Origin of the sequence: Pseudomonas antarctica (assembly GCF_001647715.1) — a bacterium.
GTDB classification, from domain to species: domain Bacteria; phylum Pseudomonadota; class Gammaproteobacteria; order Pseudomonadales; family Pseudomonadaceae; genus Aquipseudomonas; species Aquipseudomonas antarctica_A.
In genome coordinates, this window is the sequence record NZ_CP015600.1 from 3,381,608 (window position 1) to 3,395,860 (window position 14,253).

Genomic DNA, 14,253 nt, shown 5'->3' on the forward strand with positions numbered 1-14,253 from the left:
CCCCTTCTCCAGGATTAAAAGCCTATAACTGTTGTGCCATCGCACAGCCGTGCAAACACCCACCTATCGGAGAATCACGATGAACCCGACCAAGACCGCGCTGGTTTTAATTGAGTTCCAGAACGATTTCACCACCCCAGGCGGAGTCTTTCACGACGCCGTCAAAGACGTCATGCACCAAACCGACATGCTGGCGAACACCGCGACCACCCTCCAACAGGCACGCAAGCTGGGCGTGAAGATCATTCACATGCCGATCCAATTTTCCGAGGGCTACCCCGAGCTGACGAACCGCTCCTACGGGATTCTCAAAGGCGTGGCAGACGGCAGCGCCTTTCGCGCGGGCAGCTGGGGCGCCGAGATCAGCGACGCGCTGAAGCGTGAACCTGCCGATATCGTGGTAGAGGGCAAACGCGGGCTGGACGCTTTTGCCACCACCGGCCTGGACCTGGTATTGCGTAACAATGGCATCCAGAACCTGGTTGTCGCGGGCTTTCTGACTAACTGCTGTGTCGAAGGCACGGTTCGATCAGGTTATGAAAAGGGTTACGACGTCGTCACCTTGACCGACTGCACCGCGACCTTCAGTCAGGAGCAACAACACGCCGCCGAGAACTTCACCCTACCGATGTTTTCGCAGACGCTAAAACACACCCAGTTTCTGCAAGCGTTGAACGCTGTGCAGTCCTGAAATAGGTTTACACCTGTTGCGCCCCAACGCCCGATGCAGCGCATCGGGCGTTGGGGCGTTCATCGACGAGTCAATAAGCGCCTTCGGCCCCTAAAGCATCGGTGAATGGCTGACCACCCGCAGCGCCAGGCCTTCGTAGGCATCCAGCGTGATGGTGAAATCACCCTCGGCGGTGAGATCGCCTTCAACCCGCTCATTGATGATGTCCACAACTGGCCCCGGCGCGATGTCGGGCAAATGCAGGGTTTCAGTGATCGGTGTGGCGCCGAAGTTAAGCGCAGTGATTTGCGTGCCCTTCCCTGCCGGCAGCTCGTGAACCATGATCAGCAACCCCGGATGCTCGACATCCGGCACCAGAATCTGGCGGCTGGCGGCGATACCGTAGGCATTGCGCACCGCGAGGATCTTCTGCAGCTGTGAGGCAAATGACTCCGGGTCCTGCAATTGGCTGTTGAGGCTGCCATACAAGGTTTTAGAGCGCGGCATTTGCCCTGCGGACAGCTCGGCATCCGGGTTCAAGTCCACCAGGTCATAGGCACCTCGATGGATCCAGCGGGTGTCCCCATCGCCCATCAAGTGCGCAACCTCATCGGCCGCCAACGGCAACGCCCCCACCAAATCCCAGCCGGACAAGGCAAACACCCCGGGCTGCATGGCGTTGTACAGCACCAACAGCAAATGGATCTGCCGGATCTGCTGGACATCGGCCGGTGTAATCGCCTCCAGGTCACGAATGCCAAGGGCGGCGGTGATAATGCTCGCGGTGGTGCAAGACACACCGTTGGTCACGAACTTGAGGTTATACGGCGCATGGTCGCCGGCGAGGCGCTCATACATCTGCTCGCGAATATGCTCGCGCAGGATGTTGCCGGGGAAGGTCTGGCCTTGATAGAGGTAGCTGTCGTGGGCGTGCAAGGTCCAGAAGTGCACCAGTTCCAGGGTCAACTCATCATGATTCTGCAAGGCATGGATGAGCGAACCGGGGTCGATCCCCTGGCTGTGCATCTCACGCAACATCAGGCGCAGGAACTCGGTGTCGCCCATCAGCAACGCATGCTGATAAGCCGGCCGGGTGATGAAGTCATAGGAAAGATCGGCGCCGCCGTGGGACATGGCCGCGATATCGTCCACGGTGAGGTTCAGCTCTTGAAAACTGAACCCGCCCGCCTTACGGATCGCCCCGCCCAATAACTGGTTGCCGGTGATAGACAGCGGATGGCTCTCCGACCAGGCGGTGCCATCCAACTTGCGCTCCACGCCGAGAAATCCGTTGGCGTCGAGGCGCAGGATCTTGGCGCCCATCACATCAATCGCATGCAGGGCGTCGCCGATGATCATCTGCTGCGCCGCAAACGACGGGTCCAGCCAGTTAAGCGACGGTTGGCCTTCCTTGAAGTAATGCAGGTAAACCCAGCGGCGCGGCTTGCCATCCACGCCCATAACCACTGGTGTTGCGCTCCAGTCGGTTTCCTTTACGCCGGGCTCGAAGAAGATCACCCGCTGCAACTGGCCGACGATGTAATGCTTGTCGCGCAGCGCATCCACCTGCAGCGGGCTGAGGTTCTGCGCATCACGGCCCTCGGCTACTTCGGGTAGCAGCGGCCAGTCCTCTTCGCGAATTTCCACCATGTGGTACAGGCCGGGATAGTCCTCATACGCCATCTCGGCCAGGCGAAAATCGGCGCCCTTGCCGGTATGGGACGGAATCACGTCGTCAATGATCACCGCATTGTGCGCGGCGGCCATGCGCGTCAGCGCCTGCAACTGTGCCTCGGTGCCCAGTTGCGGGTCGATGTCAAAACTGATGCGGTCGAAATTACCGTCGATGGTCGGGGTATGCCGTGTGCCGGAAAGCCCGCCGGACTTTTTCAGCGGGCCATTGTGAATGCCCTGGATGCCGATCTTCGACAACGCATGCCACAGGCTTTCATCCCCGAGCGCCTCAAGCACCGTGCCATGCTCACGGGTCACAATCGACGCCGGGTACGCGGTAAACCACACCGACGACAAGGCGGTGGCATCACGGGGCCGGGTATGCGCATACGGCTGCTGCCACAACCGCCCCTGGCCCGAATAGAGCTTGGCCCGTTGGCGCGCCGCGTTGAGCATCGATTGTTGCACCAGCCAGTTCACATGATCGTTGTCAGCCGCCGTCATAAGCCCAATACCTGTGTTCGTGAAAAGGTTACTCGTAAGCATAGGAGGGGCGACGGGGGCGATTCGTTGCATCGCAATGCGCGCAACTACTCCAGCTGGCGATATTGCCGTGGCGTAAAACCGGTCAACGCCTTGAACTGGCGGGTGAATGCACTGTGGTCGGTGTACCCGCAGTGCAACGCCACGTCGGTGATGGGCATGTCGGTGTGCAGTAACCGATGCGCATGCTCCAGGCGCACTTTTTGGATCATCTGCCGTGGCGTCAGGTGGAACACGCGTTTGCAATAGCGTTCCAGCTGCGCCACGGAAATCCCGGCGATTCGCGTCAGTTCGCCAAGGGTGACGCGCCGGTTGAAATGCTGGCGGATGTGCTCATCCACAGCGGCCAGACGCTGGTACGCCGGGTGCGTTTCACTGGCGGACTGGAGGTCAACCGAGATACCGGCCAAGCCGATGATCTGCCCGACATGGTTATACAGCGGCCATTTATGGGTCAGGCACCAGCCCGGTTCACGGCTGCCGTATAGATGCAGTTCAAGCTGATCTTCAAGCACAAACCCCTGCTCCAGCACGCGCCGGTCCTGCTCGGTGTAACCCGGCCCCAGCTGTGCGGGGAACACCTCGGCGCTGGTCTTGCCGAGCAACGGTTGCAGCTGTTTGAGGCCACAGCGTTGCACCAGGGTACGGTTGGCGAGCAGGTAGCGGGCGTCGATGTCCTTGATGAAAATCGCAGCATTGGGGATCACGTCCAGCAGGGGCAATAGCTGCACCGCTCCGGCCAATAGCTGTTCGATGCTGTGGGGGCGAGCCCCCTGGAAAAGGGCCGCAAACGCGCTCTGCACCATGGCTTTGATTGCTCATTTATTCGTCGACGCCAGGCAGATTGCGCCATCTGCGAGGCACTGTCGAGCACGGTAAATTGTGCTGAATTCGTCATCCATCACCGCGCAAAACATCAATCGCCGCCACATTCATGGGTTCACGATAGCGCCACTGCATGCCTATCCAATAACTCACAAGAAGGCGCCGCCATGTCTGCTCAAGGCAAGTTCAAGAAACAACTTTCACTGATGGACCTCACCTTTATCGGGCTGGGCGCCATCTTTGGTTCGGGCTGGTTGTTCGCGGCCAGCCACGTGTCCGCGATCGCCGGGCCTGCCGGGATTATTTCCTGGTTGATCGGCGGTTTCGCCGTGCTGCTGCTGGGCATCGTGTATTGCGAACTCGGCGCCGCCCTGCCCCGTGCCGGTGGCGTAGTGCGTTACCCGGTGTACTCCCATGGCCCGCTGCTGGGCTACCTGATGGGTTTTATCACGCTGATCGCGTTCTCAAGCCTGGTGGCGATTGAAGTGGTCGCCTCGCGCCAATACGCCGCGGCCTGGTTTCCCGAGCTGACCAAGGTCGGCTCCAGCGACCCGACCACCCTCGGCTGGCTGGTGCAGTTCGCCCTGCTGTGCCTGTTCTTTATCCTCAACTACCGCAGCGTGAAGACCTTCGCCATCGCCAATAACCTGGTGAGCGTGTTCAAGTTCATCGTGCCGCTGCTGGTGATCGGCGTGCTGTTCACCTTCTTCAAACCGGCGAACTTTCAGGTACAGGGTTTTGCGCCGTTCGGCTTGTCGGGCATTGAAATGGCGGTGTCGGCCGGTGGGGTGATTTTTGCTTACCTGGGCCTGACGCCGATCATCTCGGTGGCCAGTGAAGTGAAGAACCCGCAACGCACCATTCCGATCGCGCTCATTCTGTCGGTGCTGCTGTCGACGGCCATTTATGTGCTGCTGCAAACCGCGTTCCTTGGGGGCGTGCCCACCGAGATGCTCGCCGACGGCTGGGCTGGCATCAGCAAGGAACTCGCGCTGCCGTATCGCGATATCGCCCTGGCCTTGGGCGTGGGTTGGCTGGCCTATCTGGTGGTGGCCGATGCGGTGATCTCCCCCAGCGGCTGCGGCAACATCTACATGAACGCCACCCCGCGTGTGGTGTACGGCTGGGCGCAGACCGGTACGTTCTTCAAGCTCTTCACGCGTATCGATGAAAAATCCGGCATCCCGCGCCCGGCGTTGTGGCTGACCTTTGGCCTATCGGTGTTCTGGACCCTGCCGTTCCCGTCCTGGGAAGCACTGATTAATGTGGTGTCCGCAGCGCTGATACTCAGTTACGCCGTCGCCCCCGTCACCGTGGCTGCGTTGCGCCGCAATGCACCGGGCATGGCGCGGCCGTTCCGGGTCAAGGGCATGGCGGTGCTGGGTCCGCTGTCGTTCATCATCGCGGCACTGATCGTCTACTGGTCGGGCTGGAGCACTGTGTCATGGCTGCTTGGCCTGCAAATCCTCATGTTTGGGGTGTACCTGCTGTTCGCGCGCTGGGTGCCGACTGCGCACCTGAACCTCAAGCAACAAGTGCGCTCGTCGGCTTGGCTGATTGGCTTCTACACGGTGACCATCCTGCTGTCCAAGCTCGGCAGTTTCGGCGGTATCGGGGTGATCAGCCACCCGTTTGACACGCTGGTCGTCGCGGCCTGCGCCTTGGGTATCTATTACTGGGGCGCCGCCACCGGCGTGCCTGCGCACCTCGTGCGCCTGGAACACGAAGACGACGAAAGCGAAACCGTCAGCGAGCCTCACCACAACGCCTCCTTGTCCCCGGCCACTCACTGAATGGAGCGTCTTATGAAACGGCTGCACGTTATCGACTCCCACACCGGCGGCGAACCCACGCGCTTGGTCATGACCGGTTTTCCTGAGCTCACGGGCAGCACCATCGCCGCCAAGCTCGACAACCTGCGCACCGAGCACGATCAATGGCGGCGCGCCTGCCTGCTGGAACCGCGCGGCAATGACGTACTGGTCGGCGCGCTGTACTGCGAGCCGGTCACGCCGGGGGCTACGTGCGGGGTGATCTTTTTCAATAACGCCGGCTACCTCGGCATGTGCGGCCACGGCACCCTCGGCCTGGTCGCCTCCTTGCACCACCTGGGGCGCATCGAGCCTGGCGTGCACACCATCGACACGCCGGTCGGCCCCGTTGCAGCCACCTTGCACGAAGACGGCGCCGTGACCCTGCGCAATGTGCCCGCCTACCGCTATCGCCAGCAGGTGCCGGTAGACGTGCCTGGCCATGGGACGATCTGTGGCGATATCGCCTGGGGCGGCAACTGGTTTTTCCTGGTGTCGGAGCATGGCCAAACGCTGCAAATGGACAATGTCGACGCCCTCACCGACTACACCTGGGCGATGCTCAAGGCCCTGGAGACTCAAGGCATTCACGGGGCAGAGGGCGCGCTGATCGACCATATCGAGCTGTTCGCCGACGACGCCCATGCCGACAGCCGCAACTTTGTAATGTGCCCCGGCAAGGCCTACGACCGCTCGCCATGCGGCACCGGCACCAGCGCCAAACTCGCGTGCCTGGCCGCCGATGGAAAACTCGCCCCCGGCGCGCCGTGGGTACAAGCCAGCATCACCGGCAGCCAATTCGAAGCCCGTTATGAATGGGATGGCGAGCGCATTCGTCCTTTCATCACCGGCCGCGCGTACATGACCGCCGACAGCACCCTGCTGATCGACGAGCAAGACCCTTTCGCCTGGGGCATCTGAGCCCCCGATCTATAGTCCAAGGAGTTAGAACAATGAGCGACAACATCTTCACCGGTTGCATCCCCGCGCTGATGACCCCGTGCACCACCGAGCGCAAGCCGGACTTCGACGCTCTGGTTGCCAAGGGCCGCGAGCTGGTTGATATCGGCATGAGCGCCGTGGTGTATTGCGGTTCCATGGGTGATTGGCCGCTACTGACCGAGGCCGAGCGCCAGGAAGGTGTGGCCCGCCTGGTTGCCGCCGGTGTGCCGACCATCGTCGGCACCGGCGCGGTGAACAGCCGTGAGGCAGTGGCACACGCAGCCCATGCGGCCAACGTCGGTGCCCATGGCTTGATGGTGATCCCGCGTGTGCTGTCCCGTGGTGCGTCTGCAACGGCGCAAAAAGCGCACTTCTCGGCCATCCTTAAGGCCGCGCCCAACCTGCCGGCGGTGATCTACAACAGCCCGTACTACGGCTTCGCCACCCGCGCCGAACTGTTCTTCGAACTGCGCCGCGAACACCCGAACCTGATCGGCTTCAAGGAATTCGGCGGCGCTGCCGACCTGCGCTACGCGGCGGAAAACATCACCTCCCAGGACGATGACGTGACCCTGATGGTCGGCGTCGACACCCAAGTGGTGCACGGTTTCGTCAACTGCAACGCCACCGGCGCTATCACCGGCATCGGCAACGCCTTGCCACGGGAAGTGCTGCAACTGGTTGCCCTGAGCAAGCAGGCTGCCAAAGGCGACGCCAAGGCCCGACGCCTGGCCCGTGAACTGGAAGCCGCGCTGGCCGTGCTGTCGTCCTTCGATGAAGGCTGCGATCTGGTGCTGTATTACAAGCACTTGATGGTGCTCAACGGTGACCAGGGCTACGCCCTGCACTTCAACCAAACCGACACGCTCAGCGATGCCCAGCGGCACTACGCCGAGAACCAGTACGCGCTGTTCCGCCAGTGGTACAGCAACTGGTCGGCTGAACAGAACATCGACTGATCGCTTCGCGCCGCTGTGGCGCTCACAGCGGCCAACCCCTTTTTACCAGGACGACCCCATGACTTTGACGGGCAAGATGCTGATCGGTCAGCGCGCAACTTCCGGCAATCGCGAAGCGATCCGGGCCATCAACCCTGCGACCGGCACGCCATTGGAACCTGCCTACGCCGGCGGCCATGGCGAGCACGTTGAGCAGGCGTGCGCGCTGGCGTGGGCAGCTTTCGACACTTACCGGGAAACCTCACTGGCGGATCGCGCCGCGTTTCTTGAAGCCATTGCGGACAATATTGAAGCCCTCGGCGATACGTTGATCGAACGCGCCGTGGCCGAAACCGGCCTGCCACGCCCACGCATTCAGGGCGAACGCGGCCGTACGTGCGGGCAGTTGCGAACCTTTGCCCGTACGGTGCGCGCCGGCGAATGGCTGGATGTGCGCGTGGACACGGCGCAGCCTGAACGGCAGCCACTGCCGCGTGCGGACCTTCGTCAACGGCATATCCCGCTGGGGCCAGTGGCCGTGTTTGGCGCGAGTAATTTCCCGCTGGCGTTCTCGGTAGCCGGCGGTGATACCGCCTCCGCATTCGCGGCCGGTTGCCCGGTGATCGTCAAGGCCCACGGGGCTCATCCCGGCACCAGTGAGCTGGTCGGGCGCGCAGTGGCCAAGGCGGTCAAAGACTGTGGTTTGCCGGAAGGTGTGTTTTCGCTTCTGTACGGTTCAGACCGCGAAGTGGGCATTGCGTTGGTCACCGACCCGCGTATCAAGGCCGTCGGCTTTACCGGTTCGCGCAGCGGCGGTATCGCGCTGACCCAGGCCGCACAGGCCCGGCCGGAGCCGATTCCGGTGTATGCGGAAATGAGCTCGATCAACCCGGTGTACCTGTTTCCTGCCGCCCTGGAGGCGCGCGCACAAAGCCTGGCTGAGGGCTTTGTGGCGTCGTTGACCCAAGGCGCCGGGCAGTTCTGTACGAATCCTGGTCTGGTGATAGCGATCGCCGGCGCGGCACTGGACCGCTTCGTGACCACCGTGAGCGAACGGCTCCCAGGCTGTGCGGCGCAGACCATGCTGACGCCCGGCATTTTCAGTGCCTACTCCACCGGTGTGAGCGCACTGGCAGAACACGCACAGATCGCCGCAAAAGGCTCGGCGGCCGAAGGTCCCAACCAAGGCCAGGCACAGGTGTTCATCACCCGGGCCGACGCGTTTTTAACCCAGGAACAGCTGCAAGCGGAAGTGTTCGGCGCGACCTCCCTGGTGGTGGTGTGCGCCAACGATGAGGAAGTACACCAGGTTTCCGAGCACCTGGAAGGCCAACTGACCGCCACGTTGCATCTGGATGAAGATGACCTTGCACGGGCCAAAGCTTTGCTCCCCGTGCTGGAGCGCAAGGCCGGTCGCCTGCTGGTCAACGGCTGGCCGACGGGCGTGGAAGTCTGCGACGCCATGGTTCATGGCGGACCCTTCCCCGCGACGTCCGATTCACGCAGCACTTCGGTTGGCACGGCGGCGATCCTGCGATTCCTGCGCCCGGTGTGCTACCAGGATGTCCCGGACAGTTTGCTGCCGAGCGCCCTGCAACACGGCAACCCGCTGCTGTTGCGGCGGTTGCTCAATGGCCAGAGAGAGGCTTAGGCCATGCCTGACTCCAACTCAGCAGATATCGCGGTCATCGGCGCCGGCATCATTGGCGTCGCTTGCGCCCTGCAATTGGCGCGTCAAGGTCGGCGGGTGGTGGTCATCGACCCACAGGACCCCGGCATGGGCGCCTCCTACGGCAACGCCGGGCACCTGGCGACCGAGCAGGTTTTTCCGATTGCCGACGTGTCAATCCTCAAACGCCTGCCCGCCATGCTGATGGACCCTATGGGCCCATTGCGCCTGGACTGGAAATACCTGCCCCGCGCCCTGCCCTGGTTTGTGCGCCTGTTGCTGAACCTGCGTCCGGCGAACTATCGGCGCACGGTGGCAGGCATTCGCGCGCTGAATGAGGCCAGCCTGGGCGCGTGGCAACGCTTGCTGCACAGCATCGACCGGGCACACCTGTTGCGCGAAGACGGCTCGTTATTGGTGTTTGAGCGCGCAGCGTCGCGTGCCGCGATCGATGCGCTGCGCCAGCGCATGCAGCAACAAAATGTGCCGGTGGATGACTGGTCGGGTACAGCGGTGCGCAACGCGGCGCCACAGTTGAGCGATGAGATACAAGGCGGATTGTTCTTCCCCGGTACAGGGCACTTTGTTGACCCGTACACGGTGGTGTGCGAACTGGTGAATGCCGCCCGGGCCAACGGTGTGCAATTTATAAAGCAGCACGTCCTGGATGGGCGGATGGAGTCAGAGGGTGTGTCGCTGCTGACCGAACAAGGCACGCTGACTGCGCGCCAGGTACTGATCGCCTGCGGCGCACACTCGGCCAAACTCACCGCTGCACTGACCGGCAAAAAAGTCCCGCTGGACACCGAGCGCGGCTATCACCTGATGCTGCCGTTTGAACAACACCGCCTGCCCTTTGCCGTCACCTCGTTCGAACGCAAGTTCATCATGACGCCCATGGCCACAGGCTTACGCCTGGCAGGCACCGTCGAATTCGCCGGGCTCGATCGCCCGGCAAATATGCAACGCGCGTGGCAGTTGCACCGGCTGAGCAAGGGCTTGTTTCGCCACGACCTGAACGTACAAGGCGCCACACCGTGGATGGGGTTTCGACCGTCGCTGCCTGACTCGCTGCCGATCATTGATCGGGTGTGCAATGGCAAGGTGTTGCTTGCGTTCGGGCACCAGCATTTGGGCTTGACACAGGCCGCGGTGACCGCGGAAATCGTGGTGCAGCTGGCAGCCTCAACGCCGTCGCTATCGGGCCTGCCGGCGCTTGAGTCCTTTCGGTTGGATCGCTTTCAGGCAAACCTGCTGCGTGAAGTTTTTTAGTGACCGGCTGGGGATGCGGCCAATAAAGCATCGGCCGTCGCTTGAATTTCATCGCGCATCCACAGCGTTTCCAGCCAGCCTGCCGGGATACATTGAACGCCATAGTAAGCGCCCGCCAACTGGCCGACGATGGCCGCCGTGGTATCCGCATCATCCCCCAGATTCGCGGCGGCGAGCACGGCATCAGCAAAGCTCTCGGTGTGCTGAAAACACCAGAATGCGGCTTCCAGTGAGGCGACCGAATAGCCGGAGCCCACGATTTCGTCACGCGATTTGTTGCGGTACTTGCCGTCTGCGATGGCCATGACTTTAGGCGCGCTCAACCCGCTGTCCGGGACACTCAATACGTCATCTTTTGCGCGACCGCTCAAGGCATTGCACAGCGCGTGCGCCAGTACCAGGCAGCACTCGATTGCCTCTTGCGCCGCATGAGTCGTACGTGAACTTTCGACCGTAAAGGTGCGTACGCTTTGTGGGTCGGGGAAGAAGAACAACACCACGGGAGCCAGGCGCATCATTGAACCGTTGCCGGCGGAATGCGGGTGGGTAGAACCCGCAAAGGGGTCGCCGTGTGACTGATAAGCCGCCAACGCCTCGCGCACCGTCATGCCGATATCAAAACAGTCTCCTGTCGCACTCAAATACCCCCACTTCCACCAATTCAGGTACCGGCCCATCTGATCCTTCGCATCAAAGCCGCCCTTGCGCAGCAAGCTTTCGGCGAGGCACAGCGCCATAGAGGTGTCGTCCGTCCACTGTCCGGGCTTGAGGTTAAACGGCCCGCCGCCCACCATATCGGTGACGGGCGCGAAGGTGCCGCGCGGCATGAACTCAACCGTAGTACCGACGGCGTCACCGCAGGCCAAACCGAGCAAACTACCGCGGTAGCGATCAATCAGTGTGAGTGACATCCGTCTTCCTTTAGAGCTGATCCAGGCGGAAGGTTATGCCACTCGACCAAGCGTTTCCTCAGGGTGTTGAGCACTGGACACCCCAAAATCAGATAAGTCCTGCGCGGCGTGTAGGAACGTTATCCAAAGATGCATGCCTGTTGCAGACATACCGCCAGCACAAAGGCTCCGCGCGAAAGCGCTGTGCCAAACGCGCTCGGCTGAGGTGGCATGTACCCCCACCCAGGCCTCTAATTAAACATCAGGTGACGATTCAGACAGTCCCAACCAAAAAAGTAGCTGATAAAACCTACGCAACCTTTGCGTACGAGACCGCTGTCTTGAAAAATAAGTCTTCACCCGCTTCATCCTACTGGTGCTGGGTTGGCAAGCTGACGCCGCCTTTTACATTGCTGACGTCCTTACCTCGCCAGGCCTTGATCGTCTGTTTTCGCGAGCGAATAATCGGCCCTCTGGTCTTGGTGATCGCTCCCGCAGGTTTTGGCAAGACGACGCTATTGATGCAGTGGCGACAAGACCTGCTGTCGGCCACGACACCTTCGACCGTCGCTTGGCTGTCATTGGATGAGGCGGACTGCGACCCTAATCGTTTCCTCGCCTATCTAATCCTGGCGCTGGACCACGCAGGCCTCGATTTGGGGCACCTTACACGGCTGGCACATGCACAAGCGCTGGAAGTCCAACCGCAACGCACGATTACTGCGCTGCTCCACGCACTGGCGCGTTCAGACCGAAAGGTCACGCTGTTCCTGGACGACTATCACACTGCGGCAAACCCTCAACTCGACGCCATCGTTCAGGTCTTGCTGGAACAGGCTTCGCCGTGGCTCGAATGGGTTGTATCCGCACGCCGGCGGCCTGGCTGGCCGCTGGCGAAGTGGAAAGCCAATGGCTGGGTACACGAAGTATCTGCCCAAGCGTTGACGCTCACGCCCTTAGAAACCGCTGCCATCCTGGGCGCAGATATACCGGCTGCCGAACTGCATGACTTGCACGAGAGAACCGAGGGTTGGGCGATGGCTGTGCAACTGGCCAGGTTGTGGCGCAGCAGTGGCGATGCATCGTTGTATGGCCTGAATGCCTTTTCGGGGCGTGTCACCGATATGGCCGAGTATTTGACGGGGCAGGTGGTACAGCGCCTGTCATATGAGTGCCAGGCCTTTCTGCGTGATATGGCGTTGCTCGAACGCTTCAACGCCGAGCTGGCCGACGCGGTACGTGGCCGTAGCGACAGTGCGCAGTTGCTGGCGCAGTTGGCACATCTGGACGCTCTGCTCGTCCCCTTGGATGCCGGTCGCCAGTGGTTTCGTCACCACCGATTACTCCAGGACTTCCTCAATCAGAGTATCGATGCTGGCGCAGCACGTAACATCTATAACGCCGCAGCCCAATGGCTGGCGGAAGAAAAGGACTGGGTACAGGCCATACGGTATGCATTGCGCGCCCGTGACACCCGACTCGCGGTCGACCTGCTCGTACAGGCCGGCGGATGGGAGGTGGTGCTGCATAACGGTATCCGTTACGCAGAAAGCCTGCGCCAGCAATTCGATGAAAAAGCGCTCAGTACCGAACCGGACCTGTTGCTGCTCCAGGCGTACTTGCACGCCAAGCTCGGCGAACATGCCCTCGCCAACCAACTGCTCGATTTAATCCGCGACCGGGTCCAGGCAGATCGACGGCTTGCGCGAGACTTTCATGTGGTACGCACGCTTGCCGATGGCTATATCGATCAATTCGATCTGCCGAATGGCGAAAGTGCGCCAGGCGACAATATGCTCACCGCCGGAACGCTGGAATGCGCTCGTGCCTTGCAGGCACTGAAACAGGGTCAACTGTCCCTGTCCCTGCAAGTGATTCGCTCGGCGCACGTCAAGATGCGTGTGGTCGGCAGCTCACGAGGTGAGAGTTACTGTCGCATCCATGAGGCACAAGTCCTGGCCTTAACAGGCGATATCGCCGCTTCCGCACAGATAGTCGACATTGCGGTGACTATCGCCGACAGCCAATTCGGCAGCGAGAGCTCCGTCAGAGCGTTGGCGGGCTGCCTCAAGGCGCAGCACCTGTATTGGCAAGGTGCCTGGGCCGAAGCAACACCCTGGGTACGCGACGGTTGGGCCTCACTCAAATACACCGACGCTTGGCTGGATATCACAGCCGTTACCGCTGAGGTTGCATGGCGCACTTCGCTGCGCAATCTAGGACTACAACCAGCGTTACTCGAACTTGCGCAGGTGGCCGAACTCGCCACTGCGCGCAACTGGCACCGGTTGGCACGGTTGGTCATCGCTTGGCGAGTCGACCTACTGGTGCAAGGGGGCGCCTTGACGCAAGCGCGTCAGGAGGCGCTGGCCAATAACCTGGAATGCGCTGCAAAGGCCCCTGATGACTGGCGCAACCATGAGGCCGCAACGTTGGCACTGGCCAGGTTACAGTTCGCGACCGGAGCATCGGCTGACGCACTCAATCACCTGCAGCGCGGCGCGAAACTCTTGCAAGAACGCGGCTTGCAGTTGCCCGCTTGGCGCCTGCAACTGCTGGCATTGGCCGCCCAAGGCAAAGGCCACCCACCCGAGCAAAACGCGATACTGGCCTCGATACCAGCCCCGGCACTGCCCGGCCTGCTACTGGAAGCCGGGCCTTGCATACTGACTGCGCTGGAAGCCTGCGCCCATACCGCCCACAGCCAGCACGCGATCATCACACGCCTGCGCGGATGGCGCGCCCACCCGGTGCGCTCGCGCCTGTCCTTCAGCGCCAAGGAGACGCAAATTCTCACCTTACTCGCCCAAGGCCAATCGAACAAAGCCATAGCCCTGGCGATGGATATTTCTGAAAACACCGTGAAATTTCATCTCAAGCATGTGTTTACCAAGCTCTGTGTCGACAGTCGCACAGCCGCCATGGCTGCAGCTTTGCGTCTTGGGCTGCTTGACGCGCCGCATTGATCCACCAACCTACCCATGCGGGTAGTCGATGCGGCCCAAACGTCGTCACCTAC

At 61.4% G+C, this 14,253-nt stretch carries 10 protein-coding genes; 7 read left to right on the forward strand and 3 right to left on the reverse strand.

Annotated features, from left to right (window positions below; translation table 11 throughout):
• The first annotated feature begins 79 nt into the window (after nucleotides 1-79).
• The gene (locus A7J50_RS15285) at nucleotides 80-691 is read left to right on the forward strand and encodes a cysteine hydrolase family protein (protein WP_064452564.1); all 612 of its coding nucleotides are present in this window, start codon (nucleotides 80-82) and stop codon (nucleotides 689-691) included.
• Between the two features lie 90 nt (nucleotides 692-781).
• Here the strand turns inward: A7J50_RS15285 and treS are convergent, their stop codons facing one another.
• Entirely contained in the window at nucleotides 782-2,848 is a 2,067-nt protein-coding gene (gene treS, locus A7J50_RS15290) for a maltose alpha-D-glucosyltransferase (protein WP_064452565.1), read from the reverse strand.
• Between the two features lie 86 nt (nucleotides 2,849-2,934).
• Nucleotides 2,935-3,693 carry an AraC family transcriptional regulator gene (locus tag A7J50_RS15295; RefSeq protein WP_064452566.1) on the reverse strand — a complete coding sequence of 253 codons (759 nt, stop codon included), beginning with the start codon at nucleotides 3,691-3,693 and terminating at the stop codon, nucleotides 2,935-2,937.
• 186 nt (nucleotides 3,694-3,879) lie between these two features.
• On the opposite strand from A7J50_RS15295, the gene A7J50_RS15300 reads away from it, so the two are divergent.
• From A7J50_RS15300 to A7J50_RS15320, 5 genes are read left to right on the forward strand one after another with little or no spacing between them, the layout of a single operon-like run.
• On the forward strand, nucleotides 3,880-5,505 hold the full coding sequence (locus A7J50_RS15300; RefSeq protein ID WP_064452567.1) for an APC family permease: 1,626 nt from the start codon (nucleotides 3,880-3,882) through the stop codon (nucleotides 5,503-5,505).
• A gap of 12 nt (nucleotides 5,506-5,517) precedes the next feature.
• The gene (locus A7J50_RS15305) at nucleotides 5,518-6,444 is read left to right on the forward strand and encodes a 4-hydroxyproline epimerase (RefSeq protein ID WP_064452568.1); all 927 of its coding nucleotides are present in this window, start codon (nucleotides 5,518-5,520) and stop codon (nucleotides 6,442-6,444) included.
• A 32-nt stretch (nucleotides 6,445-6,476) separates the two neighbouring features.
• Nucleotides 6,477-7,424, forward strand: coding sequence for a dihydrodipicolinate synthase family protein (locus tag A7J50_RS15310; protein ID WP_064452569.1), 948 nt, complete (start codon nucleotides 6,477-6,479; stop codon nucleotides 7,422-7,424).
• Nucleotides 7,425-7,482: 58 nt separating this feature from the next.
• Nucleotides 7,483-9,054: an aldehyde dehydrogenase (NADP(+)) gene (locus A7J50_RS15315; protein WP_064452570.1), complete on the forward strand. Its 1,572-nt coding sequence runs from the start codon at nucleotides 7,483-7,485 to the stop codon at nucleotides 9,052-9,054.
• A gap of 3 nt (nucleotides 9,055-9,057) precedes the next feature.
• Nucleotides 9,058-10,344, forward strand: a complete 1,287-nt coding sequence (locus A7J50_RS15320; protein ID WP_064452571.1) for an NAD(P)/FAD-dependent oxidoreductase — start codon at nucleotides 9,058-9,060, stop codon at nucleotides 10,342-10,344.
• On the opposite strand, the gene A7J50_RS15325 is transcribed toward A7J50_RS15320, so the two are convergent.
• Nucleotides 10,341-11,255, reverse strand: a complete 915-nt coding sequence (locus tag A7J50_RS15325; RefSeq protein ID WP_064452572.1) for an ADP-ribosylglycohydrolase family protein — start codon at nucleotides 11,253-11,255, stop codon at nucleotides 10,341-10,343. The genes A7J50_RS15320 and A7J50_RS15325 overlap by 4 nt on opposite strands.
• 500 nt (nucleotides 11,256-11,755) lie before the next feature.
• Between A7J50_RS15325 and A7J50_RS15330 the strand changes: the two genes are divergently transcribed.
• Entirely contained in the window at nucleotides 11,756-14,200 is a 2,445-nt protein-coding gene (locus tag A7J50_RS15330; protein WP_237140847.1) for a LuxR C-terminal-related transcriptional regulator, read from the forward strand.
• Nucleotides 14,201-14,253 lie beyond the last annotated feature (53 nt).